Source organism: Clostridium carboxidivorans P7, assembly GCF_001038625.1.
GTDB lineage: Bacteria > Bacillota > Clostridia > Clostridiales > Clostridiaceae > Clostridium_AM > Clostridium_AM carboxidivorans.
On record NZ_CP011803.1, the window covers coordinates 790,172 to 813,490 of the forward strand.

Consider the following 23,319-nt stretch of genomic DNA (forward strand, 5'->3'; position numbering starts at 1 on the left):
ATATAGAAGATGTTCAGGAAAAAGTTATACCCTTAATGATGACTAATAAATTTTAAATGTCCTAAGGAATCAGAACCTTAGAGAAAAATAAAATCTATAGTAGTACATATAAGGTATATTTTAAAATAAACACTTAGGTAAGACTAGGTGTTTATTTTGTTTTTTACATCCTCCTGCATAATTTGCATAACTTTTTCAGGTTCTTCAAACATTGGGCTGTGGGCAGATTGTTTAAAGAGATAAAAACCTTTTACAGGTGCTTGAATTTTCTTTAGATAGGCTTCTGACATGGAATGATTTACAGTATAATCGTATATTCCTGAGAAGAAATATACTGGAATATCAAGCTTTGTTACCTTGGTAGTTAAATCTGTACTATAAAGATCCTTACTTAAAACAGTAGAGCTTGAGAATGCTTTTCCACGCCATATATTTATCTTTTCTCCAAGGGTATATTCACTATTTTGCATAACCGGCATAAATATACCTGTGACTACAGAGTTCATATTATGAGTGGTGCCAATTCCTGCTCTATGCATAACACCATCCCTTACACGATTATATTCTTTTGGCATATGATCCATTGTTTTAAAGGATAATTTCTGAAGCTTATCTACAGTTTTTTCATCTCCTGCTGCTTTATAATACTTAAGCATATAGTCATAGGCAATTTTTTCAGACTCCATTTGATTTGATATTTGTCCAACTCCAATATAGGCATGATATAATTGAGGTGCTTTTGCTGCGGCCTGTATACCTATATAAGAACCCCAGGAGTGAGCCATAAGGTATATCTTATCTTGCCCAAAACGGCTGCAAAGATATTTAGATATTTCTATAGTATCAGATACAAACTGTTCCGTTGTCATTTTTTCTTTTGGCATACCACTTTTATAAGATAATCCTGAGCCCCTTTGATCCCACCATACTACTGTAAAATGATCTTCAAGGCATGTAGGATATTTTTCAGTAAAAGGATACTCAGGCATACCAGGGCCTCCATGAACAAATAGAAGTACTGGATTTGAGGCATCTTTACTTTTAATAATCATACCCATGTTAACTCCATTAATTTTTACATAGGCCTTTTCTGAAATACTGCCCTTAATAACACTTCTGTTTTTATCCACCAATGGTTTTACTTTTCCGGGGCTTTGTATTAATAAAATAACTACTAATGTAATTATGCAGAAAATAAGTACCGAAAGTAAAATTAGCATTATTTTTCCCACCTTTCTCATTAAAGCTCCTTGAAAAAAAGTAATTGTTTTATGTTTTTTCATTTTTATAGTCCCTTTCACTAGCATTGATTACATAGCTACATCCTAACATTTACATATACTACCTGCAATAATGTTAGTCATGTGTTACAAATACGCTGTTATGAGTTACAAAAAAAGCCGCCATCTGGCAGCCTTTACTATTTTCTAATATTTAATTATCATTTCCTATATTATGTTTTACTCTTTTTTTTCTGTCTTCTAATCTTTTATTGATGTGATCAGCATCCCTTCGCGCACCTAACAATCGCAGCAAATATCCAACTGCATATACAGGTATTGTGTAAATAAATGCAAACCACTCTGAACCCTTTGGATACCAGTTAAACTTTGTTCCAAATACAAAAAATAGCAGAACCACCACTGAGTATTCAGCAAGCATGGAAATCACAGGCTTATTATCTAATAGTGATCTAATTATAATCTCCACTAAGCATATTATAAAAGCATAGGATACTATAGAGATGATGATTTTAAAGTTTGACCATAAATGATAATAAACAGCATCGATGCAGAATACCCAAAATACAATAAGCATACTTACTGCAAGGCTTGCAATAACATAATCTCTAATAATTTTTCTTTTGCTCTTCATAGCACTCTGCCTCCCCATCAAGCCATTTTTTAACTTCTGGAATATAAGTTCTTGTAATAATAACATTTTCGCCGTTAATCAAGGTGGCTTTTAATCGGCTATTAAGGATAGTTTTTACGCTGTCTAATACATCCATATTCATAATACAGGATTTATTTATTTGAACAAAGCCAAATTCTTTCAATTCATCAAGCAGTTCATATAGTTTTTTATTACTTCTAAAAACCTCAGCCTTTGTATATATAAAGGTTTTTCGATCAACACTTTCAATATAAAAAATATCATAAATATTGAGTAAAACATTTTTTTCATTGGCACTTCCGGCTATTTTTATATCAAGGCTCTTAATTTTTTGTATAAGCTGTTGTACTTGTGAATTCATACCTGGATACTTGATTTGTACCTCCAAGCTACTGTCCTTATCTTCTACAAGTATAATATCCAATTTGAGCTCCTTTCTAAGTAAAAAAACAAGGCAGTATAAGCCCTGTATAACATTTTAAACATAGTTATAGTTGCCAATTAATGTGTAATCATCCATTCAATATTATACCAAGTATAGAAAAATAATTAAACTCTTAAACTCATCATAATTTTTGGCTCAAATTAAGTTGAACTATGATAAAATAATGATATAGAGTGACCAGAGTGTTATGGAATAAGAGTGACATATGGTTTAATTAAATATTAGATACAATAGCTTGAATTAGAAAACCATGAATGGAAAATTATCAGCACATTTTAGTGTGAATATGACTTTTCTAAAGAAGAAATGTTATAATGAGCATATATTTATTATAATTTTAAGTCAAGAGGTGATTCAAAATGAAATGGGAAGAAGTCAGGAAACTTTATCCAGAACAATTTGTAAAATTTGAAATAGTAGAATCACATATACAAGATGACAAAGAATTTATTGATGAAGTTGCAATTATTAAGGCAATTGCCGACGGTAAAGAAGCTATGAAGGAATTTATTAATTGTAAGCCAGGTCAACTGGTATATAGCACAAAGCATGAAAAATTAGTAGTACAATTAGTTAAACATGTTGGAATTAGAAGGAGTGTATAGAATTGCATAAATTAGTAATTAAGAATGGGCTGCTATATACTTCCGTGATTCTTAAGCATGAAGGAAAATCAGTTATAGTAAATGATGTAATAATAGATACAGGGGCATTTCATACAATCATAGCAGCTGATTATTTGGAAAGCATGGATGTTGGTTTTTCAGATGAGGATGAATTAGTTAAAGCATCAGGTTATGGTGGAACAGTTTGCTATTCAGTAAGAAAGAAAATAGATTCAATCGAATGTGGAAATATAGTTGTTAACAATATTAAGTTAGATTTTGGTGAGATAGACCCCAATGAAAGAGTTAATGGGTTAATAGGATTAGATTATTTAAGATCAGCAGGTGTCATATTAGATTTAGTTGATCTGATAATGTATATTAAAAAATAGAAAGTTCAAAACCTAAAGTAGCTATTGTTTTAAGTGCAATAGCTGCTTTAAGTATTGAAATAAATGTTTGTAAATTAAAAGGAGAGGATTAAAATGACAGATTGTATATTTTGTAACTACAACAAATCAGAAATAATAGCAGAAAATAAGCTTGCTTTTGCTATAATGGATAAATTTCCTGTAAATGAAGGTCATACCTTGATAATACCAAAAAGGCATTTCCCATTTTTATTTGAAGCTTCAGAGGAAGAAATAAAAGCTATATACAGCCTTATGCATGAGGTTAAGGAAATGTTAGATATTCAGTATGAACCAGCAGGATACAATGTAGGAGTTAACATTGGTTATTATGCTGGACAGACAATAAAGCATTTGCATGTTCATCTAATTCCTAGATATAAGGGCGATGTAGACAATCCTAGAGGGGGAGTTAGAAACTTAAAGAAGGCCTTAGTTGAGTATGATGGGTAAAAAGTTCAGAAAAGGTATAACAGTTTTGCTATGCCTTTTCTTCTGCTAATTGCATAGCAGCAGGAACATCTGCAGGAGCCCACTTTAAAGAAAGTAAATTTTCTCTTTTTAACCATATAAGTTTAGAATGTTCATTAGCAGTGGGTTTGCCAGATGCCAATTTGCATTTTACAGTAATCAAGTTTACTATAAAATTATCATATTCATGGGTATTTTCATTAAAAACATCAAAAGCTTTGATATTACAATCCAATTCTTCTCTTATTTCTCTTTCTACAGCCTGCTTTAAGTTCTCACCTTTTTCAACTTTTCCACCAGGGAATTCCCACATATTTGGAAGGGACATGTTTGGAGAACGAAGAGCACACAGTATTTCATTATTTTCATTTTCTATAACAGCGCCAACAACTTTTAGTAGTTTTTTCATTTTAGTTACACCTCTTTTCTAGACAAGTTTAGCATAAATAAGTTTGATAAATCAATTTTATAATTTTAAATGATTAATTTATAGGCTATAATACAATTAGGAAAATACAATATTTGTAACGTTGAGGTGAAAGCATGTATAAAATAATGACAGTAGAGGATGATTTAAGGCTTTGTGAAGAAATACAAGAAGCTCTTTTAAAGTGGGGCTTTAATCCTGTTAAAGTTAAAAATTTTGAAGATATACTTAATGAATTTGTACAAAATAAACCTGAGCTAGTTATTATGGATATAAATTTGCCTTGTTTTGATGGATTTTACTGGTGTCAAAAGATAAGAGAAATATCAAAGGTACCAATCATATTTTTATCTTCAAGAAATACAAATATGGATATAATAATGGCAGTACAAATGGGTGGAGATGATTTTGTCACAAAACCATTTTCTATAGATATATTGGTGACCAAGCTTCACGCCATGCTTAGACGAACATATTCTTATGGAGAAAATTTAGGAGATGTACTTGAGAGCAGGGGAGTTATTTTAAATATAAATGACAGCACCTTATCCTATAATGAAAACAAAATAGAATTAACAAAAAATGAATTAAAAATACTGCTTCTTTTGATGAAAAATATAGGAAAGATAATATCACGAGATAGGATTATGAGAATTTTATGGGATGATGATACTTTTATTAATGATAATACACTTACTGTAAATGTAAATAGGCTTAGAAAAAGGCTTGAAGATATAGGCATTAAGGACTTTATAGAAACTAAAAAAGGACAAGGATATGTAATATTATGAGTTTAAAAGTATATTTGAAAAAGTCTATATGGGCAATTATACATTTCATTATTATAATCACAATAGTTAATTTAGTATTAATAGGAACCACAGAATTTTCAAAGATTATGTATGACGTTATATACATGAATATTTTAGTTTTTTCTGTTTCTATATTCTTTTTGATATTTAGATATAGAAAGTGGAAAGAATGCTATAAAGATTTTTATGAAGGATTGATTCAGGAGAAGAGTGTAGATTTACTAATTCCTAAAGAGGATGGTTTTGAAGCAAAGCTTATTAAAGCTACAATAAAATTAAAAAACAAGGAATTTTATGAAAATGTAAATGAGTTAAAAGAAGAACTTGATGAGTTAAATGAATATATAACAAAATGGGTTCATGAAATAAAGATTCCTATTTCAGTATGTGAATTGATATCGGACAAGTTAGAAGATACTATTGATACAAATAGTGATATTCCTGAAAGTTTAAGAGGTGAACTTGCAAGAATAAAGTTTTTAGTTGAACAGGTACTTTATGCAGGCAGAGCATCTAGTTACTCACAGGATCTTTTAATAAATGAAGTGAATATAAAGCAAGTAGTAAATGAAGCTGTTAAAAAGAATGCATTTTTTTTCATTTCCAAAAGGATAGATTTAAGATTAAAGGAATTACAATTTAATGTGTTAACAGATAAAAAGTGGCTTTCTTATATATTGGAGCAGGTTTTAAACAATGCTTGCAAATATGTAGGTGAAAATGGAATAGTGGAAATTTATTGTGAAGAAGATGAAAAAGCTATAAGATTATGTGTAAGAGATAATGGAATAGGAATACTGCCTAAAGACATATCCAGGGTATTTGATAAAGGTTTTACAGGAAGTAATGGAAGAAAAAATGGAAAATCAACAGGAATGGGATTATACTTTTCTAAAAAGATGGCTGAAAAGCTGAATCATGATATAAAAGCTGTTTCACAGGCTGGAAACTATACAGAATTTATTATAACCTTTTATAAATTATCTGATTATTTTAAGGTATGAGTTTAATGCTCATGCTTTTTTTTGCTTAAGGCATCTTCAAAAAAATACTTAAGGTTACGAAAATGTCACATAACACTTTAAAATGTCATGTAATGTGATGGAGAAGAAAGAATAAAAAGATTAAAATTAATACATAGGATTAAGGAGGCCCCTTAAAGTATATTGCAAGGAGGAAAATAAGCTTATGCTTAAAATAAAAAGAAAAATAGCAGCTGTATTAATGATAGGTATAATGTTTGCTTTTTCAGGGTGTGATAACAGCAGCAAGTATGTTTGTAAAAGTGGAAATAGGGTAGAAGCCTGGCAGAAGGATTTGGATTATCTTAAGGAAGAACTTCCTAAAAAACATAAGAACTTATTCTTTAAATTGAGTAAGGAGCAGTTTAACAGTGAAATTGAAGGGTTAAAGCAGTCTTTAAATAAAATGAATGATGATCAAATTCAAATGGGTATAAACAAAATAATGACTTCTATTGGTGATGGTCATACAGGCACTAACATAAGTTCAGAAAAAATGTTCCCATTAGATTTGTATTGGTTTAATGATGGCATTTATGTTATCAATACAACAGAGGAGTACAGCCAAATCAAGTACAAGAAGCTGGTAAAAATTAATGATAAACCAATAGAAGAGGTAATTAAAAGTGTTTCACAAATAATTTCTCATGATAACGAACAGGGTATAAAAAGTCAGATAGGTTATTATATTGCAATGCCATCAGTACTTCACGGACTTAATATCATAGAAAATATGGATAGTTGTAAATTTACCTTTGAAGACAGCAGTGGGAAAGCATCAGATATCAATTTAAAACCATTAAGTTTTAGTACAGTATTTAGTGCTGTAATTGATAAAGGAAAAGAAGGAGAGAAGACTCCTTTGTATATGAAAAATCAAGATAAAGCTTATTGGTATGAATATTTAAAAGACAGTAAAACAGTTTATTTTAGTTATAATAAATGTTCCGAAATGCAGGAAAAAAGTTTTAAACAATTTTCTAAAGAACTTATGGATGTAATTAATAAAGAAGATGTGCAAAAGCTTGTTATAGACTTGAGGAATAATGGAGGAGGAATTTCAACAATACTCAATGATTTCATTAAAGAAATATCAAAGAGCAAGTTAAATCAAAACGGAAAGCTTTATGTTATTACAGGTAGAAAGACTTTTTCATCTGCAGTATTAAATGTTATAGATTTAAAGAAAAACACTAAAGCAATTTTTGTTGGTGAGCCTACATCAGGAAAACCTAATCATTATGGTGAAGTTAAAAAATTTAAGCTTCCAAATTCGGGATTAACTATCAAGTATTCAACAAAGCATTTTAATAATTATGATAAAGACGATTCTGAATTTGTTCCAGATAAAGAAATAACACCATCAATAAAGGATTATGTAAATAATGTTGATCCTGTAATGGATTATATAATTAGAAATTCAAATTTTGCAGTTAAAAAATAACTAACTTTGATTAAAAGGAGTAGATAGAATGAGTACAGTAATAGAAACTAAGGATTTAGGGAAAATATATGGTTCAAAAGCAGTGGCTTTTACAGCACTTCATGGTATTAATCTTAAGGTAGAGGAGGGTGAATTCTTAGGGATTATGGGTCCTTCTGGAGCAGGTAAAACTACTTTGTTAAATTTACTTTCAACTATAGATATGCCAACCACAGGAAATATTATATTTAATGGTAAGGATATAACCCAATTAAAAAATAAAGAGTTATCGTTATTTAGAAGGGATAAGATAGGTTTTATTTTTCAAGATTTTAATTTGCTGGATACTATGACTGTAGAAGACAATATAGCACTGCCTTTAGCATTATCCAAGGTGAATCATAAAGAAATACAAAATAAGGTTAAACAATTAAGTGAGTTTTTTGGAATTGATAAACATTTAAAAAATTATCCATATGAGCTTTCAGGAGGACAAAAGCAGAGAACAGCAGCAGCAAGAGCTTTGATAACAGAGCCTTCTGTAATATTTGCAGACGAGCCTACAGGAGCTTTGGACTCCAAATCCTCTGCAGAACTACTTCAGTGCTTGAGTAGTATGAATGAAAAGTTCAATAAAACAGTAATAATGGTAACTCATGATGCTTTTGCAGCAAGTTACTGCAAGAGAATATTATTTATAAAAGACGGAAAAATTCATGCCAGAATTGATAAAAATGAATCCAGAAAGGAATTTTTCCAAAGGATAATTGAAATGCTAGCCGCTTTGGGGGGTGCAGTTAATGAACTCCTTTAGTATAGCTTACAATAATTTTAAACATAATATAAAAACTTATGCTTTAAACCTTATGGCAATGATTTTTTCTGTGGCAGTTTATTATAATTTTATAGCTTTAAATGATAATCCACAAATTGTTCAGCTTAATCAAATTATGAATATTGTTAGCTCAGCATCAACTTCAACAGCAGTGTTACTTCTTGTATTTTTAATATTTTTCATTTGGTATTCAAATTCCTTTTTCCTAAAGCAAAAGAAAAAGGAAATAGGAATTTATGCTTTTATGGGCATTGACAATTATAAAATAGGATTAATTTATGCCTTAGAAGGATTTCTACAAGGAGTTCTAGCTATAGTTATTGGCAGTTTCGTTGGAGTATTATTTTCAAAACTATTTATAATGCTTTTATGTAAAGTTGCCTTTTTAGATGTAAAAATAAACTTTTTTATATCAGTGCATGCATTGATTGAAACAATTATTACATTTTTAATCATATTTTTTATAATTTCAGTTTTAGGTTATTTTAATATAGTAAGAAGTAAATTAATAGATTTATTTAATGCTTCAAAACAGCAGGAAGGACTTCCTAAGTTAAGTAAATTTAAAGCAGCAGCTTCAATTATAATAATTTTAATAGCATATGGTATGTGCATAGGGTTGCCCAAATTAGCGGTAATTGGCAGCGTTCCTATTATAACTATAATGGTTATTTTTGCAACTTACTGGCTCTTTGGTTCTTTCTTTTCAATGATAATGAGATATCTTTTAGATAAAAAACAAATTTTATATAATGGTACAAACATTGTAAGCATATCCAATATTGTTTTTAGAATTAAAGGAAATTACAAAACCCTTGCAACTATTGCTATTTTGATTGCATCAGCAATTACAGCTTTAGGAACAGCAACTTCAATTAAATATAACACAAAAATAGAATTAGACCTTCCTTATTCTTTTACTTATGTATTAGATGGCAACACAGGAGATGAAATTGAACCTAAAGTTAATAAGACCATTACATCATCAAATCACAATATTTTATTAAAAGAAAAAGTGAATTTTATTTTTGTAAATAAATTCAAAACTGATGAGAATTTCTCAGGAGATGAATTTATGGTAGTTAAGGCTTCTGACTTTAAAAAGATAACAAAAGACTTAAAGGTTAAAGATGCAGAAGAACTTTTAAAAAAATCAGAACTTGGAAGTGGTGAGGTAATTTATGTACAAAGACCTAAAACTCTTGTACAAGCAAATAAACTACAAAACATTGAAATTAGCAATTTAAAATATAATGTAAAAATGGATTTAAAAACACCTTTATTTGGTGGAATAAAAAATGATCCTTGTTTAGTGGTAAATGATAAAGATTATGAAAGTATAAAGAGTAATTTTAAGGAAAGCAAATTTTACGGCATTATAGTAAATGATCAGAAAAACACATTAGATTTGTCTGCAAAGTTAGGAACTATAAGAGTTTTAGACAATAACTTATATTCCTATGCTCAAAAATATAGATCTGGTTATGAACCTTATGGAGTTATTTTCTTTATGGGATGTTTTTTAGCACTAGTTTTTGTAGTAGCTACAGGAAGCATTATTCATTTTAAAATTTTAAGTGAAGCTTATATGGACAAAGAAAAATATAAAATTTTATTAAAAATTGGAATGACCGAAAAAGAACTGAAAAGAACCATTTCAAAACAAACTGCAGTATATTTCATTTTGCCTTTGCTTGTAGGTGTAATTCACAGTTCATTTGGTATAGCGATATTAAGCAAATTAATGGAATGTAACTTAGTATTGCCTACAGCTATAAGTATTGCAACTTTCATTGTAATTTATGGAATGTTTTATATCTTTACTTTAGGTAAGTTTAGAAAAGTTATTTAAGAGGATGCTTTTAATAAATGAAGCATTGAACAATTAGGGTGTTGGGATTAAGTCAGTTGACTATTGGAAATTCAGAATAAAATAACAAATCAGGTGGTGGCGATTTAGCGCATCACCTGATTTGTTATCTATATTCATATCCTAGGTATGGTGAATAAATATATTTAAATTGCAAATGGTAAAAATTGCATAGTGATTTATGTAAAATTGCTATACAATTTTTATATGTAGAGTATCATTTCAGGTATTAATTTAGGAATTTTGAAGAAGCAAATTTGGTAGTGATTAAGAATGACAGCTAAGGAGAGGGATAATTATGATAACTTCTATAATAACTTTTGTATTAACGCTAATAGTAATTTGTATCATAGGTTTAGATATTACTAAAAAATTAAATGTATTAAATAAAAGCTTTATGTATATATTTTTTATTTTTGCTCCTCATATTGTTTTATTAGGGCATTTTTTTAGTGAGCATACTAAATTTGGACAAGATAATTTTATATGTAAATGGATTATTTTAACGGCGATGATTGTTTTCATCTCTTATCTTTGGATGAAAGTAAACATAGCTCCACATACAAAAAAGCAAATTGTAAATTTAAGGTTAAGGGTGATGTTAGGTGGAAGACGTATTGTTCTATATGGCTTATATACAGCTCTTATTCAAACGGTAATATATTTAACATCACATGCTGCAATACAAAACTTTGGAATTCCTAAAAAAATTGTAATCATAGATAGTATTATTGTTGTATTAATTATTATTACTTTACTTGTAAATGGAATGCTCCGAATTTTGTGTACTTCAAGGAGATTAAATATTGTGAAAAGACTTATAGTAGGATTTTGGAGTTTCATTCCTATTATAAATATTTTTATAATGTTATATGCTTGTCATATTGCAGAAATGGAATATGATCATGAGTGCTATAAAGTAATTAATCATGAAGCACGGGTTGATTCAGCAGTTTGTAAAACAAAATATCCTCTAGTATTAGTTCATGGTGTTGGGTTCAGAGATTTAAAATACATTAATTACTGGGGAAGGATACCTAAAGAATTAATTCGAAATGGAGCAAAAGTTTATTATGGGAATCAAGAAGCTTGGGGAACAGTTGAGTACAATGCAAAGGACATTAAAAATAAAATACTTGATATATTGAAAGAAACAGGCTGTGAAAAGGTGAATATTATTGCACATTCAAAAGGCGGATTGGATGCACGTTATATGATTAGTAAATTAGAGATGGGGGACTATGTAGCATCTCTAACTATGATATCATCACCACATAGAGGCTGTAAGTTTGTTGATATTGCCTGTAAAATTCCTGATAAAATCTACAAAGCTGTTGCTAGGTTTTTTGATAAACACTACAAGCTTTTAGGTGATAAGAATCCTGATTTTTACACTGCAAGCAGACAGTTCTCAACCTATCATAGCAAAAAATTTAATGAAGAAGTAAAGGATGTAGAGCAAGTATATTATCAAAGTTATACATCAGTAGTGAAGAATATCTTCAGCGATTATGTAGTAGCAATACCTTATATTTTTGTAAAGCTTACAGAAGGTGAAAATGATGGTCTAGTAGCAATTGATTCTGCAAAATGGGGAGAATTTAAAGGAATATTTAGAAATAAAGGAAGGCGTGGAATCTCTCATGGAGACATTATAGATTTAAGAAGAGATGATTATAAGGGATTCGATGTAATAGAAAAATATGTGAAAATCGTATCAGAGCTTAAAAATAAGGGATATTAGGATTATTTACGAGAATGGGAAAGTAGTAAATAATAGAAAAGTTGATATGATGGCAATTTAACACATTATCATGTCCATATGCTAGACGCAGTGAATAAATATATTTAAATTGTAAATAGTAAAAATTGTATAGTAATTTATGTAAAATTGCTATACAATTTTTATATGTAGGGGAGTATTTTAAGTATTAACTTTAGAATTTTAAAGAAGTAAATTTGGTGGTGATTGAATATGAATGATATTATAAATAAGGCTAAGATTTTTATATCAAATATGAAAGATAAATATAGTATAAAATTTGCATATATTTTTGGTTCACAAGCAACAGGGGAAGCTTCAGAAAATAGTGATGTAGATATAGCCATATATTTTGAAAAAAGCTATGAGGCTGTGGAAGAGGCTTTTATAAGAGGAGATATAATAGAAGAAGGAAAGGCATTTTTTAAGAAAGATATAGATGTAGTTTCATTAAATAATGCTTCATTATTGATGAAATATGAAATAATTCATGATGGGATAGTAATTAAAGATGATGATGAAAGGACAAATTTTGAATCCTTATCATTAAGAGAATATTTTGGTTTTAAATATTATTCTGATATATATGATAATGCGGTAATTGAAAAAATTAAGCAAGGAGAGGTCTTTGGAGGGTAAGCTTATGGTAAAAAGAGAAATTGTAATTTCAAGAATAGATAAATTAAATGAATATATAAATATATTGAAATCCGTAAAAAAATATGATAAGAAAAAATATATTGATGATCCACTTATATATGGCTCATCAGAAAGATTTCTTCATTTAAGTATAGAATGTGTTTTGGATATAGGAAATCATGTTATATCAGATATGAGATATAGAAAACCAGAAAATGATAAGGATATATTTTTAGTTTTGTATGAAAATAAAATAATAAATGAGAAATTAAAAAACAATTTATGCAATATGGCTGGATTCAGAAATATTTTAGTTTATGACTACATGAAACTTGATAGAGGATTGGTTTACGATACAATAAATAATAACTTAAAGGATATAGAAGCTTTTGTGAAAATAATAGTAGAATATATATAAAATAAAACATCCTTATAAAGAAGGAAGGTGCATTAATGAAGAATTTTATGAAAATTTAATAGTAAAATGGTTTCAGGAAGCTATGACTAATCAAAAATATGAAGAAATGCTAAATAATTTAGTTACTGGTGATGAGGTGATTTTTATGGATGAAAAGACATTGGAATTTACTATCTTTTGTATTGAAAGTTTAGCGGAGAGATTAAAAATGAGTTCAAAAGAAATATATAAATTAATTAATTCAGATACAGATATTCTTAACAGCTATATAATTCCTTGCTATGAAGCGCTGCATTCACAAAGTAAAAACTATATAGTAGAGGATTTAATAGAAGTATTAAAGGAGAGAGGGGCATTAAAATGATAGTATATCATGGTTCCTATTGTTTAGTTGATAATCCTCATATATCTTTCTCAAGGGATGCTTTAGATTTTGGAAAAGGTTTTTATGTAACGGGAATTGAAGAGCAAGCAGTTAATTGGACAAGTAAGTTTAAAAGAAGAGGAAAAAAAGGCTATTTAAATATCTATATGTTGCTACTAGAAGATATTAAGGAAAATTATAAAGTAAAAGAATTTTTAAGTTATGATATAGAGTGGTTAGATTTTATATTAGAATGCAGAGAAGGAAGCAATATTTATTTAAACTATGACATGATTATAGGTGGAATAGCAGATGATAGAGTATATAATACTATAGAGCTTTACAAGGACGACTTGATTGGAAAAGATGAAGCTCTTAAAAGATTACAGTACTATAAACCTAATCATCAAATTTGTATTATTAATCAAGAAATTATTGATAAGTATTTAAAATATAAAGAATATAGGGAAGTGTAACTATGAAAGCAAATAAAATATTAATGCAGTCTTTATATAAAGATATAATACTTGAATTTTCAAAAGAAACTGGTAAGAGGTTGGATGAAAGTGTTAATTTATTCTATAATTCTGAAACATATGAATTAATTAGTGAAGGCATAGCAGATTTACACTGTAGAGGAGCTAAATATTTAGCGCAAGAATTAATGCTTGAGTATGGAATTATGAAGCATAAAAGCTATCCAAAGGATTTGGTTCATTAAAGCAAAAAATGAAAAAGTATTTATAAGATTAGATTATTTGATATAGTATAACAAATTAATGTTTATTAATCTTGAAAAACACAAAAATACAAGGCAACTTGGGAAGAATGTTATACTTGAATTAAAAAGTTTAAAGAATAGCAATTCTTATAGTTGATAATGTAATTTATATTTATAGTGAGGAGCTTATAAATTGTGGGGTTAAAGATGTAATAAAGATTGCTATTGTGTTTAAGGGTAAGGAAGTAATGATTTCCGAGACAAAGTAGCAGTTGCAACCCAGTTTGCTAAGTTTATCCGATGGCTACCAGCTGTAATACCCCATCGCACACAGCGAAAGCGACTATCACCAAATCAAAGATTTGGGATATCTGCTTTTCTTATAAAGTGGGGGGATTACGGCTGCTACGCCCCTGGATAACGATTTCTAAGTTTCAGATGGAGAAAAAAACTCCACCTGAAACCAAGAACTCTGTTTATTTCTGCTTATATAATCCAAATCCAGTTATAATCAATTTATCCCAACCAGTTTCTTCATTATTAATCCAACTATATTCAATATTAAGTTCTTTCAACCAAGCATTAAGTCCATTACTTACTTTACTTACATTTGGCGATTTTCTTCCAAATTTGTCTTTTATGGTTTCAAGCAATTCAACTTGGTCTTCTTTTTCTAATTCTTTATCTAACATTCCTTCTATGACTTCTCGGCATTCTGAATAAGAACTATGATCCTCGGCATATATTTCATTGGCTAATAATTGTCTTTTGTTATTTAAAGTCTCTTTTACTTCATTTATTTCTTCTACATTTGATAAGTACTTTTTAGCTATGTTCATAGCAGCAATTTCATTATCTATTTTGATTATTGTTCTTTCTAATCTTTCATTTCTCATTTTAATAATCTCACTTTACATTTTTTATTTAGTCATTGTTTAACGACAATAGGTAATTATATCATAAAACTACTTATCATACAAAATTTTAAACCTATTTAGAGGTAGGTATTAGTATATACCTTATTTTTGATAAAAAGGTAAGAATAAGTTATAATATGCACATATGAATGTAAATTGGAAAGTAGCAGGGGAGTGTCAACCATGATAAAGGATGGGGTCTATGAGCAGGTAATATATGAAGATCTTAAAAATAAGATAAAAGAATTAGATTTAGATAAATATGTTCTTGAAAAAGAAACTATAGATGTAGAAGAAGCTAAAACTATACTCACAAGTTACATATCTTCTGTAGTTAAAAAGTGTTTAAGATTTATAAGGGAAAGTAATAAAAAGAATGATAAGGAAGCTTTGATTTCACAAATAAAGGCTTGCAATGAGCTTATAAAAAGTTTAAGCAAATTAGCCCATGAGAAAAACATTACTGGGTTAAAAATTGATGAAGAAGGGGAAATGCTTACGGCCTTGTATTCAAAAATAAATAGCATTAAAGCTGTTAAGGAAAATAAGGCAGTAAGACCAGTAACTCCACTTTCTCAAAGTTCACTTTTCACTGGTTCAAAGCAGGAGCCAGACATGATGAGTGAAATAAAAAAAGAAATATTGTGCTGTGATTCTATTGATATGTTGGTGTCCTTTATTAAATGGAGCGGTTTAAGATGCATAATTGAAGAGCTTAAAGAGTTTACAGAAGGGGAAGATCATAAGCTTAGGATTATTACTACTTCTTATATGGGAGCTACTGATTATAAAGCTATTGAAGAACTCAGCAAGCTTAAAAACACTGAAATAAAAATATCCTATGATACTGATAGAACAAGGCTTCATGCAAAGGCTTATCTTTTTAAAAGGGAAACAGGCTTTACTACAGCTTATATAGGATCTTCAAATTTATCTAATGCGGCACTAACATCCGGACTTGAGTGGAATATAAAAGTTACGGAAAAAGATTCCTTTGATATTATTAAAAAGTTTCAGGCAACATTTGAAAGCTACTGGAATGATGATGAGTTTAATAGTTTTAATGGAGAAGTTGAAGGGGATAAGAAAAAGCTTATAACTTCTTTAAAAAAGGAAAGTAAAATTGATAGTAATGATAATACTATATTTAGTTTAGATATACATCCCTACTATTATCAAAAGGAAATATTAGAAAAACTTAAGGCTGAAAGAACACTATATGGAAGATGTAAAAACCTTATAGTAGCAGCTACAGGAGTTGGAAAAACAGTTATAGCAGCCTTCGATTATAAGGACTTTGTAAAAGAAAATAGAAAAGAGAAAAATAGGCTTTTATTTATAGCTCACAGAGAAGAAATATTAAAGCAGAGTAGAGACACCTTCAGAGCCATATTAAAGGATAATAATTTTGGCGATTTATATGTAGGTGGAAATATACCAGAGTCTTTAGATCACCTGTTTATGAGTATACAAAGCTTTAATTCTTCAAGGCTTTATGAAAAGACTACTTCTGATTTTTATGATTTTATAATTGTAGATGAGTTTCATCATGCAGAAGCACCTTCCTATAAAAAGCTTTTAGATTATTATGATCCAAAGATACTTTTAGGATTAACAGCTACTCCAGAGAGAATGGATGGTAAAAATGTACTGGAACGTTTTGATGATAGAATAGCAGCGGAAATGAGGTTATCAGAAGCCATAGACAAAAAACTTTTGAGCCCATTTCAATACTTTGCAGTATCAGATAGTGTGGATTTATCTAAGCTTAAATGGACTAGAGGCGGATATGATAAAAATGAGCTTGAAAATGTATATACCAGTAATGACATTAGAGTAAGTGGAATAATAAGCAGCTTGTATAAATATGTTACGGATATTGATGAGGTTGTGGGACTAGGCTTTTGTGTAAGTGTAGAACATGCTAAATATATGGCGGATAGATTTAACAGCAGATGTATTCCTTCTATAGCAGTACTTGGAGAAAGCAGCAGTGAAGAAAGAAATAATGCTAAAAGAAGACTTATATCAGGTGAAGTGAAGTTTATATTTACAGTAGATTTATATAATGAAGGTGTAGACATACCAGAAGTAAATACAGTGCTGTTTTTAAGGCCAACAGAAAGCTTAACAGTATTTTTGCAGCAGCTTGGAAGAGGTCTTAGATTATGTGAAGGAAAAGAATGTTTAACAGTACTGGACTTTGTAGGTCAGGCTCATAAAAACTATGATTTTGAGCAAAAATTTAAAGCACTCATTGGTAAATCAAAGCATTCAGTAGAATATAGTATAAATAATGGATTTTTAAATTTACCTAAAGGCTGCTATATACATTTAGAAAAACAAGCTAAAGAGTATATATTAAGAAATATAAAGGGAGCTAAATTGACAAAAGCAAGCCTTATAAGTAAATTGAAATACTTTGAAGGTGACTCTTACAAAAAGCCAACACTTGAAAACTTTTTAGATTATTATAATTACAGTTTAGTTGATGTTTATGGCAAAAATGGAGACAGAAGTTTTTCTAGAATGAAGGTTGAAGCAGGATTAATAGATGACTATATAAACAAGGATGAGGTAGTTCTTACAAAGAAAATGAAAAACCTATTTCATATTAATTCAAGAAAACTTATAGAGTTTATGATAAAAGTGTTAACTTTAAAATCTAAATTTGACACTATCAATTCAGATGAAGAAGAAAAACATATGCTTGGAATGTTATATTACAGCTTTTATATGGAACCTCCAGAAAAAATAGGTTATGAATACTTTGAAGAGGCTTTATATAACCTTTGTTCTAATAATAAGGAATTAATAGGAGAAGCTGTAGAAATTCTTAATTATAATTACTTGCATATTGATTTTGTAGATAAAACTGTGGATTTAGGAGGCACTGTTCCATTAGATTTACATTGCAATTATTCTATAGATCAGATTATGGCTGCCTTTGGATATTTTAATGAAAATAAAAAGCCATCCTTTAGAGAAGGAGTAAAGTATTTTAGAGAAATGAAAGTAGATGCCTTTTTTATAACCTTAAATAAAACAGAAAAGGATTATTCTCCTTCCACTCTTTATGAGGACTACGCTATGAATGAGAGATTGTTCCACTGGCAAAGTCAAAGTAGAACCAGTTTAGAAAGTGAAACAGGACAAAGGTATATTAATCATTTCAAAACAGGTAATAAAATAGTTTTATTTGTTAGAGAAAATAAGAAGAAGGATGGTTTAGCTGCACCTTACATTTATCTGGGAGAGGCAGAGTATGTAAGTCACAGAGGAAGCATGCCTATTAGCTTTGTGTGGAGATTGAAGGAAGAGATGCCTGCTGGGATTATGGGAGCAGCTAATAAGGGAGTAGTTTAAAAAGTTATGAAAGCATTTATAACCAGCAACATTCATATATTCGAATTGATATAATATGTTTTTATAATTTTAAATAACTAATTTATAGGCTATAATACAATTAAGAAAATCATTAAGGAAAAATAAAAACATCTTTATAAAGAAGGAAGGTGCATTAATGAAGAAAATACAAGTTGGAACATCAGATTTTAAAAAGTTAATAGAAGGCAATAACTATTTTGTAGATAAAAGTTTATTAATAAAGGAATTTATAGAAAATGGAGCAGATATAATATTGACACCAAGACCTAGAAGGTTTGGAAAGACATTGAATTTAAGTATGCTCAAATACTTTTTTGATATAAGGACTAAAGAAGAAACTAAAGATTTATTTAAAGGCTTAAAAATAGAAAAGGAAAAGGAAATAATGAAGCTGCAGGGAGAATATCCTGTTGTTTTTATTACTTTTAAAAATGTAAAATATATTTCCTATGAAGATTTTAAAGATGGTATTGAATTCCTTTTATCCAGTTTGTATAAGGAACATGATTATTTACTCCAAAGTGATAAATTATCGGAAACAGATAAAAAAGAATATCTGGAGATGATGGAAAGAAGAGCTTCAATAGCTTCCTTAAGTAATGGTATTAGTTCTCTTATGGGTTATATGAACAAGCATTATGGAAGAAAGGTTATGCTTTTTATAGATGAATATGATGTGCCAATACAAGAAGGATATCTTAGAGGATACTACAATGAAATGATAGTCCTAATAAGAAATTTACTAACAGCAGCTTTAAAGGATAATCCATATGCTGAAAAGTCATTAATAACAGGTATTCTTAGAGTGGCAAAGGAAAGCATCTTTTCTGGTTTAAATAATTTAAAAGTATATTCTATATTGAGCTTTAAATTTAGTGACAAATTTGGATTTACAGAAGAAGAAATGAAAGATCTTATAGAATATTATAATTTAAAAGACAGCACAGAAGGAATAAAAAATTGGTATAATGGATATATTTTTGGCGGAAAAGTAATATATAATCCATGGTCTGTTTTAAATTATATTGATAATAATGAAGAAGGCTTTATGCCATATTGGATTAACAGCAGCAGTAATGATCTTATAAAAAGGCTTCTATTAAAAGGGGATAAGGAAATAAAATTAGATCTGGAATACCTTATTGAAGGAAAATCTATAAATAAAGTAATTGATGATACTATAGTTATGGCAGAGGTTGAAGATTCCAACCAAAATATATGGAGCTTTTTACTTTTGAGTGGTTATTTGAAGGCGGTAAAGACAGAACTAATAAGAGGAAGATTAAATTGTGAACTCCAAATTCCAAATGAAGAGGTTCATATATTTTATGAAAATTTAATAGTAAAATGGTTTCAGGAAGCTATGACCAATCAAAAGTATGAGGAAATGTTAAGTAATTTAGTCACTGGTGATATAGAAAACTTTGGCTATGCTTTTCAAGAATTTGTAATAAATAATTTGAGCTATTTTGATGTATCAGGAAAAGAGCCAGAGAAAGTATACCATGCATTTGTACTTGGAATGCTTGTTTCTATTTCAAACACTCACAAGGTGAAGTCAAATAAAGAAAGCGGTTTTGGAAGATATGATGTAATGATAATTCCAAAGGATATCTCAAAGCCAGGAATTATTATTGAATTTAAGAAAATAAATGTGCTGTCAAAGGAAACAATAGAGCAGGGAAAAGTAGAAGCATTAAAGCAAATAGATAAAATGAAATATGATGAGGAACTTATAAATTGTGGAGTTAAAGATATAATAAAGATTGCTATTGTGTTTAAGGGGAAGGAAGTAATGATTTCTGAGTCATAGGAAAGGTTAAAGAAAGAATATAGGTTTTGTAAGATTCTTATCTATATATACAAAATTTTTATCCGATGGCTACCATCCGTAATACTCCCATCCTCTTAAGGTGGGAGATAACGGCTGACACGCCCCTGGATAAGTTCTTCTAAGACTCAGATGGAGAAAGTATTCCTCATAAGCAAACTCCATCTGAGTCTAAGAATCACTTGATAACTTGAAGACTTTGACTGACTTTATAATTGGTCGAAATATAATAAGGAAAAATATTTACGCTTTTCCTTATTAAACTTTGTATTTTTCTAAAAAAATTGCACATATTAATATCATAAGGGACATAACAGTTGAACGCAGACTTCTATACGCTCCTTAAAAGCGGGGTATATACAGGTCGACCAACGATTATATGATGGTCATTAAAAATGGCTGTTATATAGTCAGAGGGCAGATCTTCTAGGGTGGAGAAAAGTTTTATTATAGTCGACATCGATCAATTGATTATAATGGGATTCCAATTTATTCTATGAGGTCGAGTTAAGACTACTCAGGGTGCCGACGGATCAAATAAAACACAATTCATTATGGCTTTAACCATAATTTTGTAAATTTTATTTTATTCCTTTCGATCCTATACAGCCGAAAGGTTGTATAGGGTTGAGTAAGTATTCTGTTTGGTTGAACGAACCATGATTATAGGTTGTGATTTGCTTTATTATGGTGGCAATATCATAATGAGGTGATAAGCTATCTATAATTGTGCAAGATAGATTGTTATATTCTTTATATGAATTACTGGAGTTTTATAGTGAATTCCAGTTAAAAATAGAAGAGGTCATATTAATGGTAAATATACTATTAATATGATCTTTTTTATATTTAACCATTTTCTGGTTAATTTAGTAACAAAAATTGACCTCTCTGTTTTCAATTTTTGCAAGGTAAAATCTCTTTGATGATGAATATTAAGATGATTTTTAAAAAGATAAAATAGAATGAAATATGTTATAATTTTTACAGATGAAAACACATTGGAATTTACTATCTTTTGTATTGAAAGTTTAGCGGAGAGATTAAAAATGAGTTCAAAAGGAATATATAAATTAATTAATTCAGTCTTTATATAAAGATATAATACTTGAATTTTCAAAAGAAACTGGTAAGAGGTTAGATGAAAGTGTTAATTTATTCTATAATTATGAAGCATAAAAGCTATCCAAAGGATTTGGTTCATTAAAGCAAAAAATGAAAAAACAGTTTAAATTGCTGGTATACTTATGGAGATAAGATAGTTATTTTTACAGAAGAAAAGGTATGGCATTTTGCTATGCCTTTTCTTCTATGAGTTGCACAGCGACAGGAATATCTACAGAATACCATTTTAGAGGAAATCTATTCATGTGTACTTGTAGTTCTAAACACCTGTCCCATTTTTGAAAGTTTGGAGGCTCTTTCAACTATATATTCTATGACTACATTAATGTCTTTTTGCCTGTATATCCTTCCATTCAAATCAGGAGTGTATACTTTAACTATATTTATTAGCTGCTCCAATTTAAATAATTTTAGCTGTGCTCTTAGTTTAGCTTCGCCCATATCTCTAAAGGCAGTTACTGGATTTAATAAAGGTATGTTATTACTAATTGAATCAGGATTACAGCTATTTACACTAATTGAAATATTAACATTGATATTCAACTTATCACATTTTTTTTGCAGTTCTTCAAGTATTTCTGCTAGCTTCTTTATATCATTTACATTAGTCTTTTTATTAGATGCTTCAAAATTTCTTAAAACTTGTTTAACATATTTTTTATTAAAACCTTTTTCTATTATAGTATTTATATCAAGGCCATCCTTGTAAAACTTAATAATCTGACTTTTTTTAGTGATTTTCATATGAATTCTTCCTTTACAAATTACTTCTACTCATAAATTCTATAGTTAAATTCTTGTAGTCGTTAAAGTTGTCTCCATATTTCTTTTTAACTGTGTTGATTGTTTGGCAAAAATCAGCTATGTTTGAGGAAGCATCCCTTTGGTATATTATTGATTCAAAAAGTTTAGGAACATAACTAGAATCCTTTCTAGGTTTAGCTTGTCTAGAACGTAAATCCTCAAGAGTACGTTTATGCATGCCGCTTTTTTTTATCATTTTATTAATGATTAGTCCTAATTCTGATAGATTATAGGAAGGATTTAGCCTTTTAAGCTTCCTCTTTGAGGATTCTATTTTATTGAGCATTTGAGGTATACCATAGGTAGATAAAATATCAGGAATCACTGGAATTACATAATGATCACTGACATAAATACCGTTTAAAGTGATAAGACCTAAGTTTGGAGGGCAATCAATTAATACATAATCATATCTATTTATCAATTTTTGTGTTAAGTACTTTGATAATATAGGTATTGAATTATTATTTATCTCATGATTTTTATCAAGTTCTGATAATCTGTCACTTAAATCAATCAAATTGATACTTGATGGAAGTAGATGCAGATTATTGTTACCACCTTTAATATTTGAAGTTCTTTTTATTATAGCTTCTTCAATATCAAAAGCCTTAGTTCCATTTAGTTCATCAAAAAACATTTGGTGGATAGTTTTATTATTTTCGTTTGCCTTCTTCCAAGTGTCTTGATCAATAAGCAAGATAGTGGCATTAGTTTGAGGATCTAAATCTATTACCAATACCTTTTGATTAAATTCATAAGTAAGAAATTCAGCTATTGCAACTGCAGTTGTGGTTTTACCCACACCGCCTTTTAAATTAATAAAACTTATAACTTTTCCCATAATGTCTCCATTTAATTAATACAGTATATTTATATTATTTTGGAGGATGAAACATTCAGGATTGGGGAGAAAAATGGATAGTTAAAGCATTAAAATGGAGTTTTAATTTTACAAGTATTGATAATAAAGTATATATAGAATTTACAGTGAAAAATATATTGTGAATTAAAAGTTGATCTTTAAATATTACTTATGGTAAGATCTGATCGGTTATTATAAGTAAATAGAAACCTAACAGAAAATATAATTAATTTTACAAAAGAATAAATTTACAAGGTGAGGTAGGTTATA

The 23,319-nt window shown here is 29.1% G+C and carries 24 protein-coding genes; 17 read left to right on the plus strand and 7 right to left on the minus strand.

The window, feature by feature from the left end; translation table 11 throughout:
• Positions 1-143: 143 nt before the first annotated feature.
• The 3 genes from Ccar_RS03400 to Ccar_RS03410 all read right to left on the minus strand — a co-directional run bounded on the left by Ccar_RS03400 (position 144) and on the right by Ccar_RS03410 (position 2,320).
• The gene (locus tag Ccar_RS03400) at positions 144-1,283 is read right to left on the minus strand and encodes an alpha/beta fold hydrolase (protein WP_156184548.1); all 1,140 of its coding nucleotides are present in this window, start codon (positions 1,281-1,283) and stop codon (positions 144-146) included.
• A 151-nt stretch (positions 1,284-1,434) separates the two neighbouring features.
• A complete protein-coding gene (locus tag Ccar_RS03405) occupies positions 1,435-1,875 on the minus strand; it encodes a DUF3021 family protein (RefSeq protein ID WP_007059495.1) in 441 nt (146 codons plus the stop codon).
• Positions 1,850-2,320 carry a LytTR family DNA-binding domain-containing protein gene (locus Ccar_RS03410; protein ID WP_007059494.1) on the minus strand — a complete coding sequence of 157 codons (471 nt, stop codon included), beginning with the start codon at positions 2,318-2,320 and terminating at the stop codon, positions 1,850-1,852. Before Ccar_RS03410 ends, Ccar_RS03405 begins: the two co-directional genes overlap by 26 nt.
• 380 nt (positions 2,321-2,700) lie before the next feature.
• Between Ccar_RS03410 and Ccar_RS03415 the strand changes: the two genes are divergently transcribed.
• From Ccar_RS03415 to Ccar_RS03425, 3 genes are all read left to right on the plus strand, one after another.
• A complete protein-coding gene (locus Ccar_RS03415; RefSeq protein WP_007059493.1) occupies positions 2,701-2,946 on the plus strand; it encodes a hypothetical protein in 246 nt (81 codons plus the stop codon).
• A gap of 2 nt (positions 2,947-2,948) precedes the next feature.
• Positions 2,949-3,338, plus strand: coding sequence for a retropepsin-like aspartic protease (locus Ccar_RS03420; protein WP_007059492.1), 390 nt, complete (start codon positions 2,949-2,951; stop codon positions 3,336-3,338).
• A 93-nt stretch (positions 3,339-3,431) separates the two neighbouring features.
• A complete protein-coding gene (locus Ccar_RS03425; RefSeq protein ID WP_007059491.1) occupies positions 3,432-3,809 on the plus strand; it encodes an HIT family protein in 378 nt (125 codons plus the stop codon).
• Positions 3,810-3,837: 28 nt separating this feature from the next.
• Here the strand turns inward: Ccar_RS03425 and Ccar_RS03430 are convergent, their stop codons facing one another.
• The gene (locus Ccar_RS03430; protein ID WP_007059490.1) at positions 3,838-4,236 is read right to left on the minus strand and encodes a (deoxy)nucleoside triphosphate pyrophosphohydrolase; all 399 of its coding nucleotides are present in this window, start codon (positions 4,234-4,236) and stop codon (positions 3,838-3,840) included.
• A 134-nt stretch (positions 4,237-4,370) separates the two neighbouring features.
• Here Ccar_RS03430 and Ccar_RS03435 point away from each other — a divergent pair, with 134 nt between their 5' ends.
• The 11 genes from Ccar_RS03435 to Ccar_RS03485 all read left to right on the plus strand — a co-directional run bounded on the left by Ccar_RS03435 (position 4,371) and on the right by Ccar_RS03485 (position 14,120).
• Positions 4,371-5,045, plus strand: a complete 675-nt coding sequence (locus Ccar_RS03435; protein WP_007059489.1) for a response regulator transcription factor — start codon at positions 4,371-4,373, stop codon at positions 5,043-5,045.
• Positions 5,042-6,070, plus strand: coding sequence for a sensor histidine kinase (locus Ccar_RS03440; protein WP_048029887.1), 1,029 nt, complete (start codon positions 5,042-5,044; stop codon positions 6,068-6,070). Before Ccar_RS03435 ends, Ccar_RS03440 begins: the two co-directional genes overlap by 4 nt.
• A gap of 184 nt (positions 6,071-6,254) precedes the next feature.
• The gene (locus tag Ccar_RS03445) at positions 6,255-7,532 is read left to right on the plus strand and encodes a S41 family peptidase (protein ID WP_007059486.1); all 1,278 of its coding nucleotides are present in this window, start codon (positions 6,255-6,257) and stop codon (positions 7,530-7,532) included.
• A gap of 28 nt (positions 7,533-7,560) precedes the next feature.
• Positions 7,561-8,325: an ABC transporter ATP-binding protein gene (locus tag Ccar_RS03450; RefSeq protein WP_007059485.1), complete on the plus strand. Its 765-nt coding sequence runs from the start codon at positions 7,561-7,563 to the stop codon at positions 8,323-8,325.
• Entirely contained in the window at positions 8,312-10,198 is a 1,887-nt protein-coding gene (locus Ccar_RS03455; protein ID WP_007059484.1) for an FtsX-like permease family protein, read from the plus strand. The genes Ccar_RS03450 and Ccar_RS03455 overlap by 14 nt, the downstream gene beginning before the upstream one ends.
• Positions 10,199-10,514: 316 nt before the next feature.
• Entirely contained in the window at positions 10,515-11,960 is a 1,446-nt protein-coding gene (locus tag Ccar_RS03460) for an alpha/beta hydrolase (RefSeq protein ID WP_048029889.1), read from the plus strand.
• A 231-nt stretch (positions 11,961-12,191) separates the two neighbouring features.
• On the plus strand, positions 12,192-12,617 hold the full coding sequence (mntA, locus tag Ccar_RS03465; RefSeq protein WP_007059482.1) for a type VII toxin-antitoxin system MntA family adenylyltransferase antitoxin: 426 nt from the start codon (positions 12,192-12,194) through the stop codon (positions 12,615-12,617).
• Positions 12,618-12,621: 4 nt separating this feature from the next.
• A complete protein-coding gene (hepT, locus tag Ccar_RS03470; RefSeq protein ID WP_007059481.1) occupies positions 12,622-13,035 on the plus strand; it encodes a type VII toxin-antitoxin system HepT family RNase toxin in 414 nt (137 codons plus the stop codon).
• 145 nt (positions 13,036-13,180) lie between these two features.
• On the plus strand, positions 13,181-13,399 hold the full coding sequence (locus Ccar_RS03475; RefSeq protein WP_007059480.1) for a DUF3791 domain-containing protein: 219 nt from the start codon (positions 13,181-13,183) through the stop codon (positions 13,397-13,399).
• Complete coding sequence (locus Ccar_RS03480) at positions 13,396-13,875, plus strand: DUF3990 domain-containing protein (protein ID WP_007059479.1); 480 nt, start codon at positions 13,396-13,398, stop codon at positions 13,873-13,875. Before Ccar_RS03475 ends, Ccar_RS03480 begins: the two co-directional genes overlap by 4 nt.
• A gap of 2 nt (positions 13,876-13,877) precedes the next feature.
• The gene (locus Ccar_RS03485) at positions 13,878-14,120 is read left to right on the plus strand and encodes a hypothetical protein (protein WP_007059478.1); all 243 of its coding nucleotides are present in this window, start codon (positions 13,878-13,880) and stop codon (positions 14,118-14,120) included.
• A gap of 476 nt (positions 14,121-14,596) precedes the next feature.
• Here Ccar_RS03485 and Ccar_RS03490 read toward each other — a convergent pair whose 3' ends face one another.
• Positions 14,597-15,016 carry a hypothetical protein gene (locus Ccar_RS03490; protein WP_007059477.1) on the minus strand — a complete coding sequence of 140 codons (420 nt, stop codon included), beginning with the start codon at positions 15,014-15,016 and terminating at the stop codon, positions 14,597-14,599.
• Positions 15,017-15,220: 204 nt separating this feature from the next.
• Between Ccar_RS03490 and Ccar_RS03495 the strand changes: the two genes are divergently transcribed.
• The 3 genes from Ccar_RS03495 to Ccar_RS26635 all read left to right on the plus strand — a co-directional run bounded on the left by Ccar_RS03495 (position 15,221) and on the right by Ccar_RS26635 (position 21,352).
• On the plus strand, positions 15,221-18,403 hold the full coding sequence (locus Ccar_RS03495) for a DEAD/DEAH box helicase (protein WP_169823839.1): 3,183 nt from the start codon (positions 15,221-15,223) through the stop codon (positions 18,401-18,403).
• Positions 18,404-18,560: 157 nt separating this feature from the next.
• Positions 18,561-20,237 (plus strand): AAA family ATPase, encoded by a 1,677-nt coding sequence (locus tag Ccar_RS03500; RefSeq protein ID WP_007059474.1) that lies wholly within the window; start codon positions 18,561-18,563, stop codon positions 20,235-20,237.
• A gap of 983 nt (positions 20,238-21,220) precedes the next feature.
• Entirely contained in the window at positions 21,221-21,352 is a 132-nt protein-coding gene (locus Ccar_RS26635; protein ID WP_242655061.1) for a DUF3791 domain-containing protein, read from the plus strand.
• Between the two features lie 265 nt (positions 21,353-21,617).
• Here Ccar_RS26635 and Ccar_RS27200 read toward each other — a convergent pair whose 3' ends face one another.
• Complete coding sequence (locus tag Ccar_RS27200) at positions 21,618-22,124, minus strand: hypothetical protein (RefSeq protein WP_007059473.1); 507 nt, start codon at positions 22,122-22,124, stop codon at positions 21,618-21,620.
• A gap of 13 nt (positions 22,125-22,137) precedes the next feature.
• Complete coding sequence (locus Ccar_RS03510) at positions 22,138-23,028, minus strand: ParA family protein (protein WP_007059472.1); 891 nt, start codon at positions 23,026-23,028, stop codon at positions 22,138-22,140.
• Between the last annotated feature and the right edge of the window lie 291 nt (positions 23,029-23,319).